This is a genomic window from Bifidobacterium choloepi, from assembly GCF_010667615.1.
In the GTDB taxonomy this organism is placed as follows: domain Bacteria; phylum Actinomycetota; class Actinomycetes; order Actinomycetales; family Bifidobacteriaceae; genus Bifidobacterium; species Bifidobacterium choloepi.
Genome location: NZ_VYSG01000006.1, coordinates 28,830 through 44,754 on the forward strand (window position 1 = coordinate 28,830; position 15,925 = coordinate 44,754).

The 15,925-nt window shown below is 62.4% G+C and carries 12 protein-coding genes; 4 read left to right on the top strand and 8 right to left on the bottom strand.

Translation table 11 applies throughout. The features are described 5' to 3' along the window. Positions 1–76: 76 nt before the first annotated feature. The gene (locus F6S87_RS08440) at positions 77–961 is read left to right on the top strand and encodes a patatin-like phospholipase family protein (RefSeq protein WP_163228222.1); all 885 of its coding nucleotides are present in this window, start codon (positions 77–79) and stop codon (positions 959–961) included. Between the two features lie 143 nt (positions 962–1,104). On the opposite strand, the gene F6S87_RS08445 is transcribed toward F6S87_RS08440, so the two are convergent. From F6S87_RS08445 to F6S87_RS08460, 4 genes are all read right to left on the bottom strand, one after another. Next, positions 1,105–1,998, bottom strand: a complete 894-nt coding sequence (locus F6S87_RS08445; protein WP_163228223.1) for a cysteine ABC transporter substrate-binding protein — start codon at positions 1,996–1,998, stop codon at positions 1,105–1,107. A 126-nt stretch (positions 1,999–2,124) separates the two neighbouring features. After that, complete coding sequence (locus F6S87_RS08450) at positions 2,125–2,964, bottom strand: amino acid ABC transporter ATP-binding protein (RefSeq protein ID WP_163228224.1); 840 nt, start codon at positions 2,962–2,964, stop codon at positions 2,125–2,127. A gap of 26 nt (positions 2,965–2,990) precedes the next feature. After that, complete coding sequence (locus tag F6S87_RS08455) at positions 2,991–3,665, bottom strand: amino acid ABC transporter permease (protein WP_163228225.1); 675 nt, start codon at positions 3,663–3,665, stop codon at positions 2,991–2,993. Further along, positions 3,652–4,308: an amino acid ABC transporter permease gene (locus F6S87_RS08460; protein ID WP_163228235.1), complete on the bottom strand. Its 657-nt coding sequence runs from the start codon at positions 4,306–4,308 to the stop codon at positions 3,652–3,654. The genes F6S87_RS08455 and F6S87_RS08460 overlap by 14 nt, the downstream gene beginning before the upstream one ends. A gap of 690 nt (positions 4,309–4,998) precedes the next feature. Between F6S87_RS08460 and F6S87_RS08465 the strand changes: the two genes are divergently transcribed. Then, positions 4,999–6,465, top strand: coding sequence for an aldehyde dehydrogenase (locus F6S87_RS08465; RefSeq protein ID WP_163228226.1), 1,467 nt, complete (start codon positions 4,999–5,001; stop codon positions 6,463–6,465). 258 nt (positions 6,466–6,723) lie between these two features. Here F6S87_RS08465 and F6S87_RS08470 read toward each other — a convergent pair whose 3' ends face one another. Beyond that, complete coding sequence (locus F6S87_RS08470; protein ID WP_231129466.1) at positions 6,724–8,529, bottom strand: APC family permease; 1,806 nt, start codon at positions 8,527–8,529, stop codon at positions 6,724–6,726. Positions 8,530–8,858: 329 nt separating this feature from the next. On the opposite strand from F6S87_RS08470, the gene F6S87_RS08475 reads away from it, so the two are divergent. After that, the gene (locus F6S87_RS08475; protein ID WP_231129467.1) at positions 8,859–9,509 is read left to right on the top strand and encodes a GNAT family N-acetyltransferase; all 651 of its coding nucleotides are present in this window, start codon (positions 8,859–8,861) and stop codon (positions 9,507–9,509) included. 450 nt (positions 9,510–9,959) lie between these two features. Beyond that, positions 9,960–10,547, top strand: coding sequence for a 3'-5' exonuclease (locus F6S87_RS08480; RefSeq protein ID WP_163228228.1), 588 nt, complete (start codon positions 9,960–9,962; stop codon positions 10,545–10,547). Positions 10,548–10,779: 232 nt separating this feature from the next. Here the strand turns inward: F6S87_RS08480 and F6S87_RS08485 are convergent, their stop codons facing one another. From F6S87_RS08485 to hdcA, 3 genes are all read right to left on the bottom strand, one after another. Continuing rightward, positions 10,780–12,420, bottom strand: coding sequence for a basic amino acid/polyamine antiporter (locus F6S87_RS08485; RefSeq protein WP_331270787.1), 1,641 nt, complete (start codon positions 12,418–12,420; stop codon positions 10,780–10,782). A 294-nt stretch (positions 12,421–12,714) separates the two neighbouring features. Then, on the bottom strand, positions 12,715–14,337 hold the full coding sequence (locus tag F6S87_RS08490) for a basic amino acid/polyamine antiporter (protein WP_163228229.1): 1,623 nt from the start codon (positions 14,335–14,337) through the stop codon (positions 12,715–12,717). Between the two features lie 93 nt (positions 14,338–14,430). Next, positions 14,431–15,387, bottom strand: a complete 957-nt coding sequence (gene hdcA, locus F6S87_RS08495) for a histidine decarboxylase, pyruvoyl type (RefSeq protein ID WP_163228230.1) — start codon at positions 15,385–15,387, stop codon at positions 14,431–14,433. Positions 15,388–15,925 lie beyond the last annotated feature (538 nt).

Here is a 15,925-nt window from a genome sequence, read left to right on the forward strand (position 1 = left end):
TACCCGAGCGTAACCAGACAGCGTAGGGGGCGCGCTGATATAGTAGTCGACCTGAACGGCATGGAAGGGAGAGCCCATGGTTGACCACACGCAGGCGACGGACGCGCAGCGCCGCCACAGGACCGCGATCATCGACGTCGGCGGCGGATTCCGCGCGATCTACGGCTGCGGCGTCGAGGACCGGTGCCTCGAGGACGACATCATGTTCGACCACTGCTACGGCATCTCTGCCGGCAGCGCGAACCTGACGAGCTACATCGCCCGCCAGCACGGTCGCAACCACACGTTCTATACCGAATACGCGTTCCGCAAGGAGTACGCGAGCTTCGATTCGTTCGTCCGCAACCACAACTACGCCAACCTCGAGTACGTGTACTCGACACTGAGCAATCACGACGGCGAATATCCGGTCGACTACGAGGCGTTCGCCGCCAACCCGGCGCAGTTCACCGTCGTCGCCTGCAACGCCGACGACGGCACGGCGCACTATTTCGACAAGTCCCGCGTCCGGTTCGACGACTTCGACATCATGAAGGCGTCGTCGGCCGTGCCGGTCGCCTGCCAGCCGTACGTCGTCGACGGCGTCCCCTACTACGACGGCGGCATCGCCGACCCGATTCCGGTCCAGAAGGCGTTCGACGACGGCTGCGACCGCGTCGTCGTCGTGCTGAGCCGTCCGAAGGACTTCCACCGCGACCCGAAGAAGGACGTGCCGGCCGCCAAGTTGCTGCATCATTCGCACCCGGCAGCCGCCGAGCGCATGCTCGCCCGCGCGCAGACGTACAACGACGAGCTCGACTTCGCGAACCGCTGCGAGGCCGAGGACGGCACCGTGCTCGTGCTGGCGCCGGACGACCTGTGCGGCCTGTCGACGCTGTCGAAGACGTTCGAGGGCATGGAACGCATGTACCGCAAGGGCTACGCCGCCGCCGGGCAGATCGCCGACTTCCTGAATTCGTAGGCGGAAAACAACAAGAATAAGAAGATGTCACAACCCCGAGCCGCCAGCTCGGGGTTGTGACATCTCATGGACTATTCGTGGATGCTGAAGCGTCCGGGAGGATCAGGCGCCGGGAAGCGGCACGGGATTTCCCGCGCGAATCGTCACACTTCCCCGCCCTCGACGACGATGTCGTTCGGGTCGACTTCGTCGCCGTAGACCGGCTTGAGCGTCTGGTTGTAGTCGTCGAGGAAGAAGTTCTCCTTGCCCAGCGTCACGATTTCGTCGTTGATGTAGTCGAGCAGTTCGGTGTTGCCCTTCTGCACGGCCGCCGCGATCGTCTCGGTGTCGCCGATCTCGGTGACGCCGACGGCGTACCCCTTGTTCGACTTCGCCCACGCGAGCACCTCGGTGTTGTCGGTCGACATCGCGTCGCCGCGACCGTCGAGCAGCGCGTTATACGCGTCGGCGTACTGGTCGTACTTGAGCAGGTTGATGTTGGGATAGTTCTGCTCGAAGTACGTCTCGGCCGTCGTGCCCTTCGCGACGATCAGCGTCTTGCCGTCGAGCTGGCTGACGTCGGTGATCTCGGCGTCCTCCGGCGAGACGATGCCGAGCGCGACCTTCATATACGGCTTCGAGAAATCGACCTTCTCGGCGCGCTCGTCGGTGACGGTGAAGTTCGCGAGCGTGATGTCGACCTTGTTCGACGTGAGCACGTCGACGCGCGCCGACGGGTCGACCGACGTGTAGACCGGCTCGACGCCGAGATCCTTCGCCAGCCGTTCGGCGAAGACGATGTCGTAGCCCTGGTAGTCGCCGTTCTGGTCGACATAGCCGAACGGCGCCTTGTCGGAGAAGACGGCGACCTTGAGCTGGCCGGAGGACTTGATCTCGTCGAGCGTGCGGGCCGTCGCCGTCGTCGATCCGGCGGCCGCCGTCCCCTCCTCGCTCGGCGTGCCGGCGGTCGGTCCGCACGCCGCCACGGCTGCCAGCACGGAAACGGCAGCGGTGACAGTCGCGGCGATCTTGACAACTCGTGACTTGAACGTGGTCATGGTGTTCTCTTTCTCTACTTTTTATTTGTTGTGTACGATTCGCCCGCTCTGTCCTGCGGACGAAAGTTCTTCTCGAATTTCCTGGAGAGTATCGTCGGGCGGCGTAGCCGCGAAGCGTTCGCTCTCCTAGTCGACGTCCTCGAACTCGCGGATCGGCTCGCCGTCCTCGTGCTTGCGGCGACGCTCGAATTCGAACGTGTGGAGGAATTCCCGGGCACGCTCGGTCTTCGGATGGGCGAAGAATTCGTCGGGATCGGTCGACCGCTCGACGATCCTGCCGTCCTCGATCATGACGATCCGGTCGGCGACGGCCCTCGCGAACTGCATCTCGTGCGTGACGATCAGCATCGTCTGGCCGTCGTCGGCGAGGTCGAGGACGACGTCGAGGACCTCGCGGACCATCTCCGGGTCGAGCGCGGCCGTGATCTCGTCAAGCAGCAGCACTTCCGGATGGAGGATCAGCGCGCGGCAGATCGCGACGCGCTGGCGCTGGCCGCCCGACAGCTCGTGCGGCTTCGCGTCGGCGCGGTCGGCGAGCCCGACGCGCTCGAGCAGCGCCATCGCCTCGGCCTCGACGTCGGCCTTCTTGCGCTTCTGGACGAGGACGGGAGCCATCGTGATGTTGCCGAGCACCGTCTTGTTCGGGAACAGGTCGTAGCTCTGGAACACCATGCCGATCCGCGTGCGCAACGCCGACGGACGCTTCGAGCGACCGGCCTTCTCGGTGCCCGGCTTGCCGGTCTCGAGCACGTCGCCGTCAAGCGCGATCGTGCCGCCCTGGATCGGCTCGAGCCCGGCGACGGTCCGCAGCAGCGTCGACTTGCCGGAGCCCGACGGCCCGACGATGACGAGCACCTGCCCTTTCGGCACGTCGAACGAGATGCCGTCGAACACGTTCCTTTCCGCCTTCGGATACTTCTTGACGAGATCCCTCACTTCGAGTCCGCGGAACTGCTGTTCAGTCATTTTTTCGCCTTCACTTCCATAAAAATTCACGCCGTCGCCCACTCTTTTTCGAGGTATCTCGCCACCACCGACAGCGGCCAGCAGACGATGAAATACATCAGGAAAATAACGCCGTAAATCCACAACGTGCCGCTCGGATATTGGAACCTGTTGGCGTCGATTATTTGCTGGCCGACCTTGATCAATTCGACGACGCCGAGCAGCACGGCTAGCGATGTCGTCTTGACGATTCTCGTGGCCAGGTTGACCGACGCCGGCAGCAGCCGGCGGATCGCCTGCGGCAGCACGACCCTCGCGAACGTCTGCGGTCCGGTCAGGCCAAGCACGTAGGCCGATTCGGTCTGGATGGCCGGGATCGACTGGATGGCGCCGCGCACCAGGTCGCCGAGTTCCGCGCCGCCCCACAGCACGAACACGAGCACGCAGGCGCCGGTCGCGTCGAGATTCCAGTTCCACAGCCGCGCCAGGCCGTAGAACGCGATGAACAGCAACGCGAGCTGCGGCATGATCCTGATGAAGTCGAGGTAGACGCGCATGATCGCTCGAATCGTCCGGCTCTTCGCCGTCATCAGCCATCCGGTGACCAGGCCGACCGGAATGCTCAGCAGCACCGAGACGCCGGCAATCCAGACCGTCACCCACAGTCCGTTGAGAAGGCGCGGGAAGACGCCCGGCTCGAGCAGGATGTTAAAGTCGCTCATAGTTGAACTTCCTTTCGAGCCACGAGCCGACGATCGAGATCGGCAGCAGGATGATCAGGTAGGTCACGATCAGCAGGAACAGCGATTCGTAGGTGCTGTAGTACATGCCGATCAGGTCCTTCGTCATGTACATGACGTCGGCGAGCGCGATGGCCGAGACGACCGACGATTCCTTGATCAGGAAGATGACGTTCGCGACGATGCCCGGCAGCGCTGTCGAGGCGGCCTGCGGCACGACGACGTGGACGACGGTCTGCAGCCGCGAAAAGCCCAGCATGACGGCGTTTTCGCGCTGCACCACCGGCACCGCCTCGACGCCGGCGCGCATCGCCTCGGCCATGTACGAGCCGCCGAGGAACGCCAGGCCGATGATCGCGCAGGCTTCGGCCGACCAGACGAATCCAAGCTTCGGCAGGCCGAAGTACAGGAAATACAGCTGGACGAGCAGCGGCGTGTTGCGGCTGATCTCGACGTAGACGCGGACGATCTGCCGCAGCACCGGGATCCTCGCCGTCTCGATCGCCGCGCAGACGGCGCCGACGACGATGGCCAGCGCGATGCCGAACACCGAAATCGTCAGCGTCATCAGCGCGCCGGTCACGAAGAACGGCGCATAGTGACCGATGAAACTCCAGTCCACGATGGTTCTCCCCACGTTTTGGATGGATGACGGATGATGTTTTCAGGAAAGTCCGTGCAGACGAGTGCACGGAACGCCGCCTGCGGGGACGGCAGGCAAGCAAGACAATGAAGACGACGCCGGGGCCGGCAGGTTGTCGCCTGCACGGGGCCACTTGCGGCGAAGATCGATCGGAAGTTCAAAAAATCCGGCCACGCTGAGTCACCGCCGGGAGGTCACCCGGCACCGTGCGTTGGTCGGATTGATCAGAAGACTGCTGGAATTCCGCTCAATCAACGACAACGGCGACAACAGTCGCCCAGACACATCGCGCAGGGCATGCCGGCGGAAGCGGCGGCCAGTGCGCGTGCGTTGTCGTTGAGGAATTCAGTCATGGTTGTCATTTCTAGCGCACCTGTCCGACAAATGCAAATCATGATGCCATATGTAAAAATCTCCGGCGTGTCACTCACCGCTGACTAATTTTCGTCACAAATAATCACCGAATATTTCATTAATATTGAACGATCCATCCGAAAATAAAATCATCGCTCGTCATAAAATATTTTTCTACCGTTCGTCGCAAAGACTCCCCTTCCGGGGAGCTTTTCACCCGGCTTTTCCTTCGGCTCACTGCGGGCAAACTTCCTAGAATCGGAAAGTATTCCTATATATAGGACCTTCACACGGGTCCCTCTCGGTTGGGAGATGATCATGACGAATACTTCGCCGGCGACGGAAGAATCGTCGCCAACTACTGCGCAGGCGGACGCCGGCGCAACCGTGTTCGATTCGCTCGGGAAAGTGCAGGCGCAGGCCGCGACGATGCGCCGGTATTTCGAGACCGGCGCCACGCTGGACCCGAAGTTCCGCGGCGAACAGCTGAAGAACATGAAGAAATGGCTCAAGTCCCACGAAAAGGACGTGCTGTACGCCGTCTATCAGGACCTCGGCAAGGCCGCCTACGAAACGTACATCACCGAACTCGGCCTCGTGTACGAGGAGATCGACTGCTGCATCAAGAACGTGCACAGCTGGTCGGCGCCGCAGCACGTGAGCACGCCGATCACGATGTTCCCGTCGAGCTCGGTCATCTATCCGTATCCGTACGGCGTGACGCTGGTGCTGTCGCCGTGGAACTATCCGATCCAGCTCGCCCTGATCCCGATGGTCGACGCGATCGCCGCCGGCAACTGCGTGGCGTTCAAGCCGGCCCGCGAGTCGGCGCACACGTCCGCCATCCTCATCCGGATGGCACAGGAGGTCTTCGACCCGCAATATGTGTGCGGCATCCCCGGCTCCGCGCACATGAACGACTGGATCATGCAGACGCAGTGGGACTACATCATGTTCACCGGTTCGCCGAAGGTCGGCAAGATCATCATGTCGGCCGCCGCGAACTTCCTGACGCCGGTCACGCTGGAACTCGGCGGCAAGAGCCCGTGCATCGTCCACGACGACGCCGACATCAAGATCGCGGCCGAGCGCATTGCCTGGGGCAAGGGCCTCAACTGCGGACAGACCTGCGTGGCACCGGACTACCTGCTGGTCCAGGAAGACGTCGCCGACGAACTGGTCAGGGGCATTGCCGACGAATGGACGAAGTTCTACGGCGACAACGCCCTCGACTCCGACATCTGGCCGCACATGATCTCCGAGAAGCACTACAACCGCGTCATGGGGCTGATCGACAACCATAACCCGAATGCGAAGATCGTCTGCGGCGGCACCGGCGACCCGGCGACGTGGAAGATCCAGCCGACGATCATGACCGGCGTCACGCTTGACGATCCGGTCATGGGCGAGGAGATCTTCGGCCCGGTCCTGCCTGTATTTACCTATAAGACGCTCGACGAGGCCTTCGACTTCGTCAAGCATTTCGAGCATCCGCTCGCCTGCTACATCTTCTCCGAGTCGAAGAAGGTCCAGCAGCAGGTCATTTACACGCTGCAGTTCGGCGGCATGTCGATCAACGACTGCTGCGTCCACCTGACCAACGACAAGATGGGCTTCGGCGGCGTTGGCAACTCCGGCATGGGCGCCTACCACGGCAAGGTCGGCTTCGACACGTTCACCCACTACAAGTCGACGATGGCCCACAGCACGAAGATCGACACCGACGTCCGCTTCCCGCCGTTCACCGCGGACAAGAAGAAGCTCGCCCGCAAGCTGATGGGCTGAAAGCCCCACTCCCTCTTCAGAGGGAGTCGAAAAGAAAAAGTCCCCGGACTGCCCTGCAAATCGGCCCCCACTCCCTCTTCAGAGGGAGTCGAAAACGCGTAGCGTTTTCGGTGGGAGTTCGCACGACGTCGCGCAGCGACGAGTGCGCGCCGGAACGCGGGAGGGCCCGTAGAACTCGAGTTCTACGGGCCCTCCCGCGTTCCGGCGTATCTGCCAAAAGAGAGCGGGCACGATTCGTCCGCGCGAATCGTGCCAAATTCAGCTGACCGTGCTCAACAGGTCGATCTTGTGCTTCTTCGCCTTCGTCCACCACAGATAATAGGCGATGCCGAGCACCAGCCACGTCGTGCCGACGATCCATACCTCCACGCCAAGCGAGACGAAAATGACGAACGTGACGACGGCGCCGATGGCCGGGAACAGGATAGTGCGCACCCACTTGCCGTGGTCGACGATCTTGCCGTGGATGCCAAGTCCCCACAGCACGCAGATGTTGAGCATGAAGTACGTCGACAGCGCGCCGTAGTTCGAGACCTTCGCACCCTGGTCCATGCCAATCGTCCACAGCACGACGAACACGAGCACGAGCGTGACGATGGCGACGAATAGCGTGGCGAAGATCGGCACGCCGGTCTTCCTGTCGACCTTCTGGAACTGCTTCGGGAAGGCATTGTCACGACCCATGACGTAGAGCAGTCGCGAGACGGCGGTCATGCCCGACAGCGACGTGAACAGGCCAAGCGCGAGTGCGTTGGCGACGGCCGTCAGCACGCCAAGCCACTTGCCGGCGAGCGCGGCGATCGTGTAGAAGCCGTTCGTCGGGTCGGCCGCCATGATCTTGCCGGACGGATCCATGCAGGAGGCGATGAAGCTCATCGCCATGTACAGGAAGCCGAGCACGAGGACGATCCAGATCATCGCCTTCGGCGGCGCCTTGCGCGGCTGGATGCATTCGCCGTCGAGCGTGACGATCGAGCCGAAGCCGACGAAGCTCAGCGCGCACAGCGAGACGGCGCTCATGACGGAGCCGAAGTTGAATTTCGACGCGTCGAACAGCGACGTGCCGGAGAAATGCGCGGTGTCCGGATGCCTGACAATGTAGATGAAGCCGAACACGAAGAACAGCAGCAGCACAATGAGCTCGGCGCACAGGGCAAGCTTGTCGACGAGAACGGTGGCACCCATGCCGCGCAATGCGACGACGGTGATGAACGCGAGGAAGATCAGGCACCAGACCCAGACGGGTACGCCGGGAATGTAGGCGCGCAGCGCTTCGCCGGCCATGATCAGCATGACGGCCGGAGTGATCAGGTATTGCAGGATCATCAGCCAGCCGACGACGAAGCCGATCGGCCCGTTGAGTTCGTGCGACGCATAGATGTAGATCGAGCCGCTTGACGGGTAGCGCGGCACCATCAGGCCGAACGACAGCGCCGTGAACAGCATCGCGATCATGCCGATCAGGTAGGCCAGCGCCGGCATGCCGTTCGACGTGTCGTAGACGGAGGCGAGGATCGAGAACGGCGCGATCGGCACCATGAAGATCATGCCGAAGATGACAAGGTCCATCGTTGTCAATGTGCGCTTGAGACCGCCGGACTGGGCGGTGGCGGTGCCTTTGGCGGTGTTAGCGGTGCCCTGTTTCGAAGTTCCGGCAGCCTGCTTGCCGCCGTTCGGCGTCTGTTTCGCCGTGGCGGCCGACTGTTGCACGATTCCCGCGTTGCCGGCGCTATTCGGTTCGCCAATGACGTCCTTCACTGGCGATGTCGCGGCCGCGTCCGCCGCTGCGCCCGGCGCGGTGGCGTTGACATCGAGCGCGCACGGCGTGCCGGCCTTGACGGCGGCCGTCTTGGCGGATGCGGCCCGGCCCTCGGCCTTGGCGGCGTTGACGTGATCGTTGATATAGTCGCGTTCGGCCTGGGACTTGGGGACAATGACATTGACATTCCTGTCCCGGATGCCCGGTTTTGCCTCGTCCAGTACTACATGGGAAGACGAGGTGGCGGCTTGTCCGACGGGCGATCGACCGGTCGCGCCCGTTGGGGAAATGGTGGGATCACCCATGTCTGACTCTCCTTATGAGCATGTAGTCCCAGACTATTCCGGCGCTCCGTTCGGCCGTTTCGATTTCACTGGAAACTAAAGCTCCACGCCACCGGCTACTGATCCCCCATCGACGGATGAAAAGAGAAGGAAACACCACATGTTCCTCCGTGACACGCCGGGGATTCCCCGGTAGGTGTCTGCATATGCGTCTAGTGTTGCTTGGCTGGAATGAATTACTGGCATGCGTGAAATGCGAGCGCGCCTGCGACAAGAAGAGACACACAGCATAGCGTGTAGCAACGTACGGCTAAGAGAGATTTTGCACAATGCTCATTCGACATGCGACCATGGACGACCTTGACGCCCTCGCAACCATGGAGGCAGCCTGCTTCCCGCCGGCCGAGGCGGCCGACATCGAGACGCTGGCCTCCCGCATCGAACAGTATCCGGAGCACTTCTGGCTGCTCATCAACACCGACGCCGGCAAGCACGACCCTTCCTTCCCGGCCCACGTGGAAGAGGGATCGCTGATCAGCTTCGTCAACGGCCTGACGACCGACGAAGCCGACCTGCTCGACACCATGTACGACGACGCGAGCCTGCACGACGAGGACGGCGACTGGCAGATGATCCTCGGCCTCGACACCGCGCCGATCTACCAGCATCACGGTTGCGCCGGCTACCTGCTGCGCCGCGTCATCCTCGACTCGGCGCTGAGCGGTCGCCGCGGCATCGTGCTCGCCTGCAAGGAACGACTCGTCGATTTCTACGCCAGCTTCGGGTTCGTCGACGAGAACCTCTCCTCCTCCACGCACGGCAATGCGGCGTGGCACCAGATGCGCCTGCTGCTCACGCCGCAGGTCGACGAGGAGCCGGTCGACCGCGAGCGCGCCGAACGTACCGACGAGACGATTCGCCGTGCCATGCGCGAGACCACGCGCTATATCGACTCCGACGAATCGATTACCCAGCAATTCCCCGCCGTCGTCCGTCACTAGCGGAAAAGTTCACTGGAAAGCAGCCGGCGAGGAGTAGCCGGGCCGGGTGGCCGACCGCCGGGCGCGGCGAAGAAGGCGAACCGGAACGCGAGCTCCTTGCCACCGGTCTGTTGTTCGCGATTGTCAAGCCGGATGAATCGTTCTTCACTGTCAACGTAACAAATTCCCGGCGTTTGCGAATACCTTGCGAAAGCATTGCCACAAACCGTTTTCCAATGGCCGGATTCATATACACTCGTGTGAGGCCGCGACGCCGGCCGGACGCCCGCTTCGGCGCGGCGACGGCGGCAGGTTCGCCGAGCCACCCGGTTCCGCAGGACCCGGATCTCTCGGCGACGGGGCCGCGAGAAGAATCACCGTCAGTCACTGTGAGCCCAGTCACTGCAACCCGGCACCGGTCCCCAGCTGGCCGGACCGCCGGACAGACATCGCGAAAGGAACGCATTACGAATGGCCGTCCATAGCAACTCGACGTTCCGGCTTCCCCATGACTACGTGGCGCTGGACATCGAAACGACCGGCTTCAGTCCGCGCACCGAGGCGATCACCGAAATCGGCGCCGTCAGGATCCGCGACGGCAAGATCGTCGGCACGTTCACGCAGCTGGTCGACCCCGGCAAGCCCATTCCTTCCCGCATCACGCACCTGACCGGCATCGGCGACGCGATGGTCGCCGGCCAGCCGCCCATCGATATCGTCATGCCGACGTTCATCGACTGGCTCGCCTCCGACATCATCGTCGGCCACAATGTCCGCTTCGACCTGTCGTTCCTGACCGAGGCGGCGCTGCGCACCGTCGGCCATCCGGCCGGTTTCCACGCGCCGTCGCTGGACACGATGACGATCGACAAGCGCCTGTTCCCGTCCGAACGGCACCGCCTCGCCGACCTGATCGTGCGCTACGGCATCGCCGACACCGAAGAGCACCGCGCGCTGTCGGACGCGACGCAGACGTACCAGTGCCTCGAGTGGCAGCGGCGCTACATCGGGGCCAACGATTCGGTCACGACGTCGGTCAATACCCGGTTCAGGGTGTGAGTACTGGCGGCACTTCGCACTTCCCGAAGGGGCATTTGGAAAGTGCGAAGTTTTTCCTGCCATCCAGCCTGACCACATGTGCCATTTTCCAATGTTTTCAATGCCTGAGGGGAGACCATGACATTCATGGTCTCCCCTCAGGCATTGAAAAATTCGCACTTTCCAAATGCCCTGTTGGAAAGTGCGAAGTCTGAGTTAGGTATTCCCCCGCCCGACGGCGAAAATACGGAACTCAGGCCCCAAATACCCCGCTATGGCAGGTGTAAATGATGCCAATCACGCCGGCGATGAGGACGATGATGGCCAAGATGAATTCCTTGTGCGTGAACAGGTTCGTCCAGCCGCCATGGCGACCGGCGACGTCGGCGCGGTCGCCGGCGCCCACGCCGAGCGACGGCTGCTCGGCCTGCCGCCGGCCAACGAAGAACAGCGGAATGCCGACAGCATAGACCACGCAGGCGATCATCAGGTAGTTCAGGCCGGCCGAATACACCAGGTACAGCGCGAAGACGGTACCGATGATGCCGGTGGCGATGCCGTACCGGCGCGAGTACCGGATGCCGTCGGGCCAGCCGTCCGGCGTGCCGGCGACCGACTTGCGCGAGATCTTCCACAGGAACAGGCAGCACAGCAGGTAGCACGGCATCGCCATGACCGACGTGATCGAGATCATCGTGTCCCAGGCGTCGCCGGAGACGAAATGGCAGATCAGGATCAGCACCTCGACGATGGCCGCCGACGCGACGAGCGACGCGGTCGGCGCGCCCTTCGCGTTCGTCTTCGTGAACACCTTCGGGAAGATGCCGTCGCGGGCGCCGAACAGCGGCATCTGCGAGATCATCATCATCCAGACCAGCCACGCCGCCAGCACGGACACGACAACGCCGATGTTGACGAGCACGCCACCCCACGTGCCGAACTGGTCGCGCATGATCGTCGCCATCGACGGGTTGCTCATCTGGCCAATGTCGGTGTACGAGTACACGCCGAGCGGCAGCAGTGACACGAGAATGTAGACGACGAGCACCGACAAGTAGCCGAGCGTTGTAGCACGTGAAACATCACGCTGGCTCTTCGCATTGGAGGACACGACGACGGCGCCCTCGATGCCGATGAACAGCCACAGCGTGACGAGCATCGTGCCGGAGACCTGGTCCATGACGCCGGAGAACGAGAACGACAGCTGCACGCCGGACGAGCTCAGGCCCCAGAAACCGTGCAGGAACGTGCCAAGCTCGAAGACGGTCAGCATGGCGATGATGAACACGAGCACCGGGACGATCTTGCAGATCGTGCCGATGACGTTGATCGCCGCGCCGGACTTCGCGCCGCGCAGCGTCAGCAGGAACATCAGCCACGTGATGACGGAGGCACCGAGCACCGACCACCAGTTGTTGCCGCCGTCGAACGTGCCGGGGAAGAAGAAATTGAGCGTCGACATGACAAGGACGCCGTAGGCGCACAGCGAGAAGCAGTTGCAGATCCAGTAGCCGTAGGAAATCAGGAAGCCGACAAACCTGCCGAAACCGGTGTACGCGTAGGTGTACAGGCCGTTCTTGAGCTCCGGTCGCGCGGCGGCGAGGATGCGGAACGTGTTCGCGATGAACCACATGCCGACGCCGGTGATCGCCCACGCGATGATCTGGCCGCCGGCCGATGCCGATTCGGCCATGTTCTGGGGCAGCGAGTAGATGCCGCCGCCGACCATCGCCGAGATGACGATGCCGATCAGCCCGACCAGGCCGACCTTCCTGCGATTGTTGCTGACGACGGACGCCTCGGGGGCCCTGTCGTCGCTCGTGTCGGTGACGACGACGCCGTCGGCGCCTGCCGTCACTTCAGCGGAACCTTGCGTTTCGTCGGTGTTGGGCACGATTCTCTCCACTACTCTCGGTCGCCGTCGATAGGCCCTGCCGTCATTCGCTGTCGCAGCGCACGGTTGCCCGGCGAAGTCAACTGTTCCAGATTACTCGGCAAGGAGGAATAGAGTGCCCAGAGGTCCACGATGTCATGTCTCGACATGGCGTCACCGACAAAAAGCATGTCACGGTCCCGGGAGGGATTCCCGGGACCGTGACATGCTGTGTGACATGCTGTGTGACATGCTGTGTGGCATGCCACGCGGCATGCCATATGTCGGGTCGGCTTCCGCGTATGGCCACGCCGCTCAGGACGTGAAGACGCCGCTGCCGATCGTGTAGATAATGCCGACGATGCCGGCGACGACGATGATCACGAACAGGACCTTTTCCCACTTCGTGAACAGGTTCCACCAGCTCGTGCCGTCATGGCCGACGGCCTGGCGACGACCGACGATGAACAGCGGGATGCCGACGGCGTACAGCACGCAGGCGATCATCAGGTAGTTCAGGCCGGCCGAATACACCAGATAGAGCGCGAAGATCGTGCCGATGACGCCGGTCGCGATCGCGTTCTTCCGCGAGAATCGTATCCCCTTTGGCCATGGATCCTTGACGGCGATCTTCCACAGGAACAGGCAGCACAGCAGGTAGCATGGCATCGCCATGACCGACGTGATCGAGATCATCGTGTTCCAGGCGTTGCCGGAGACGAACTTGCACAGGATGAACAGCGCCTGGCAGATGATGGCCGTCCACAGCAGCGACGTCGTCGGGGCGTTCTTGGAGTTCGTCTTCTTGAACGTCTTCGGGAAGATGCCGTCGCGCGAGGCGAACAGCGGCATCTGGCCGAGCATCAGCATCCAGACCAGCCAGCTCGACAGCACCGAGATGATGACGCCGACGTTGACGATGTCGCTGCCCCACGAGCCGTAGAGCTGCTGCATGATCGTCGCCATCGACGGGTCGGCCATCTTGCCGATGTCGGTGTAGCTGTAGACGCCGAGCGGCAGCAGCGAGACGAGGACGTACAGCACGAGGATGACGAGGTAGCCGATTGTCGTCGCCTTCGAGACGTCGCTCTGGCTCTTCGCCTCGCCGGAGATGACGACGGCGCCCTCGATGCCGATGAATAGCCACAGCGTGACGAGCATCGTGCCGGAGACCTGGCTCATGACGTTGCCGAAGTTGAAGCCGAGCTGCACGCCGGAGCTCGTCAGTCCCCAGAAGCCGTGCAGGAACGTACCGAACTGGAAGACGGTGATCATCAGGACGATGAACATCAGGACCGGCAGGATCTTGCCGATCGTGCCGATGATGTTGAGGAACGCGCCGGACTTCGCGCCGCGCAGCGCCAGCCACAGCATGATCCAGCTGATCACCGAGGCGCCGATGATGGACCACCAGTTGTTGCCGCCGGTGAAGACGCCGGGGAAGAAGAAGTCCATCGTCGACATGATCAGGACACCGTAGGCGACCAGCGCGAAGCAGTTGCAGATCCAGTAGCCGTAGCTGATCAGGAAGCCGACGAACTTGCCGAATCCCTTGTACGCGTAGGTGTACAGGCCGTTCTTGAGTTCCGGCCGCGCCTGCGCGAGGATGCGGAACGTGTTCGCGATGAACCACATGCCGACGCCGGTGATCACCCAGGCGATGATCTGTCCGCCGGCGGACGCGGAGGCGGCCATGTTCTGCGGCAGGTCGTAGATGCCGCCGCCGACCATCGCGGAAATCACGACGGCGATGAGGCCGATCAGGCCGACCTTCTTGCCGCCGGAATCGTTCTTCTTGTCGGAATTGTTGGACGATGCTCCCGTTGTGGTCGTCGCTGCCGCCGACGACGTCTTGGCGACGGTGCCGCCCGCCGGCGTTCCGGCAGCCGTGCCGGAAGCCGGCCCGGAGGAAGTAGCCGAAGCAGTGCTGTTCGACATCGCTCTCCCCTTTCACGAAAAATAAGAATAAAAAGCCGGCTCCCGCCAGCGAGAGCGCGGGAGCCAGCGGAACATTGCGGAAAACCGCCGGATTTACTTGAGGCCGGTCAGCGACTCGAAGCCCTGCTGGTCAAGCCAGTCGTTGATCGTCATGTCGTTGAGGGAACCGAAGCCGGAATCGGGGACGGCGTTGCGGGCGAGCGTGACGTACGGACCGACGGTGATGGCGTTGCCGATCTGGTTCGGCTTCATCATCGAGTAGGCGTAACCGACATATGTCCTGTCGAACAGCACGCCGGAGTCCTTGCCGCACTCGACGACCGACCAGACGATTTCCTTGCGGTGCTCGTCGAGGAAGGCGACCATGTCTTCCTCGGAGTCGTTTTCGGTCCACACGCCGGCGTCCTCGATGAACAGGTCGGCGCAGTAGTCGCGGTCGTTCGACAGCGAGATCGCGATGAAGCTCCAGACGCCGTAGCCCTCGCCGTTTTCCGGATCCGGAGTCTGGCCCTCCGGCGGACGGTAGGCGGTAACGCCCTTGTTCGCGCAGATGACGTGGCCGCCGGGCACCGGATGGTAGCGACGGTCGGTGTCGGTGCCGAACAGCTCGACGCCGCAATCCAGCAGCGGCTTGGCGTCGTAGACCGGCAGGTCCTGGTTGTTGAACTGCTTCATCGTGAACAGCGGCGTGATCGTGTTGTTCTTGATGTCCGGGTGGGCGGCGAGATCGTGGCCCCAGATCTGGCCCTGAATGCCGCAGAATGACGACGCGGTCAGCATGTTGATCTGGCCGACGTAGGCGTCGGCGCATTCGGCCTTGTCATACGTCACGATGCCGTCGATCAGCGCGTCGTTCGTCTTGTCGACGACGCCGGTCGAGACCTTGAGGATGTTGACGTAGCCGTTGCCGTACGCGCCCGGCATGCCGTAGCCGTCGCAGTAGCAGTCGTACGGCGAGATGGCCGTCTTGTCGATGTGCGGATGGCGCATCGTTTCGTGGCGGTTGATCGCCTTGGCAATAGTGCGATTGTCGCGGACTTCAAGTGACATCGTTGGCCTCACCTTTCATGTCAATGGATGGGCCGGGTCGTGTACGCGCAATGATCGCGGTCGCCTCCCCCTAGGTTGTTGGTCGATCGGTATCTGGACGCCACATTTCCCCGGCGATTTGATTTCCAGCGTATGTGAACGAATCTTCACAAACTCCGCATTTCGCGTTGAAGAGAATAAACAAGCTTCTAGAGAAATCCTGTTGTCAGAACGATTCTTTCGTGACGATCTTTCGTCTCTTGTGATCTCTTGCTGATGTCACAAACCCGAGCCGCCAGCTTGGGTTCGTGACATCAACAATGATCCGGAAGAGCAGCGACGGACCAAGCTGCACCTGGATACGGGAAGACCCCGGGAGCGTATGCCCGCCGGGGTCCCGGCGTTTTCGCCGCGCAACAGGCGCGTGCGGATACGAGAAGACCCCGGGAGCCGTCAGGCTCGACCGGGGTCTCCATTCACGTGTGATTGCGGCGGCGTGCTACTCTCCCACACCCTGTCGGGTGCAGTACCATCGCCGTGCCAGGCCTTAGCTTCCGGG

Coding starts and splice junctions, on each gene's coding strand:
- F6S87_RS08475 (WP_231129467.1), top strand. CDS start 8,859: ATGGACGACCTTGACGCCCTCGCAACCATGGAGGCAGCCTGCTTCCCG.
- F6S87_RS08455 (WP_163228225.1), bottom strand. CDS start 3,665: ATGAGCGACTTTAACATCCTGCTCGAGCCGGGCGTCTTCCCGCGCCTT.
- F6S87_RS08465 (WP_163228226.1), top strand. CDS start 4,999: ATGACGAATACTTCGCCGGCGACGGAAGAATCGTCGCCAACTACTGCG.
- F6S87_RS08480 (WP_163228228.1), top strand. CDS start 9,960: ATGGCCGTCCATAGCAACTCGACGTTCCGGCTTCCCCATGACTACGTG.
- F6S87_RS08490 (WP_163228229.1), bottom strand. CDS start 14,337: ATGTCGAACAGCACTGCTTCGGCTACTTCCTCCGGGCCGGCTTCCGGC.
- F6S87_RS08445 (WP_163228223.1), bottom strand. CDS start 1,998: ATGACCACGTTCAAGTCACGAGTTGTCAAGATCGCCGCGACTGTCACC.
- F6S87_RS08470 (WP_231129466.1), bottom strand. CDS start 8,529: ATGGGTGATCCCACCATTTCCCCAACGGGCGCGACCGGTCGATCGCCC.
- F6S87_RS08450 (WP_163228224.1), bottom strand. CDS start 2,964: ATGACTGAACAGCAGTTCCGCGGACTCGAAGTGAGGGATCTCGTCAAG.
- F6S87_RS08440 (WP_163228222.1), top strand. CDS start 77: ATGGTTGACCACACGCAGGCGACGGACGCGCAGCGCCGCCACAGGACC.
- hdcA (WP_163228230.1), bottom strand. CDS start 15,387: ATGTCACTTGAAGTCCGCGACAATCGCACTATTGCCAAGGCGATCAAC.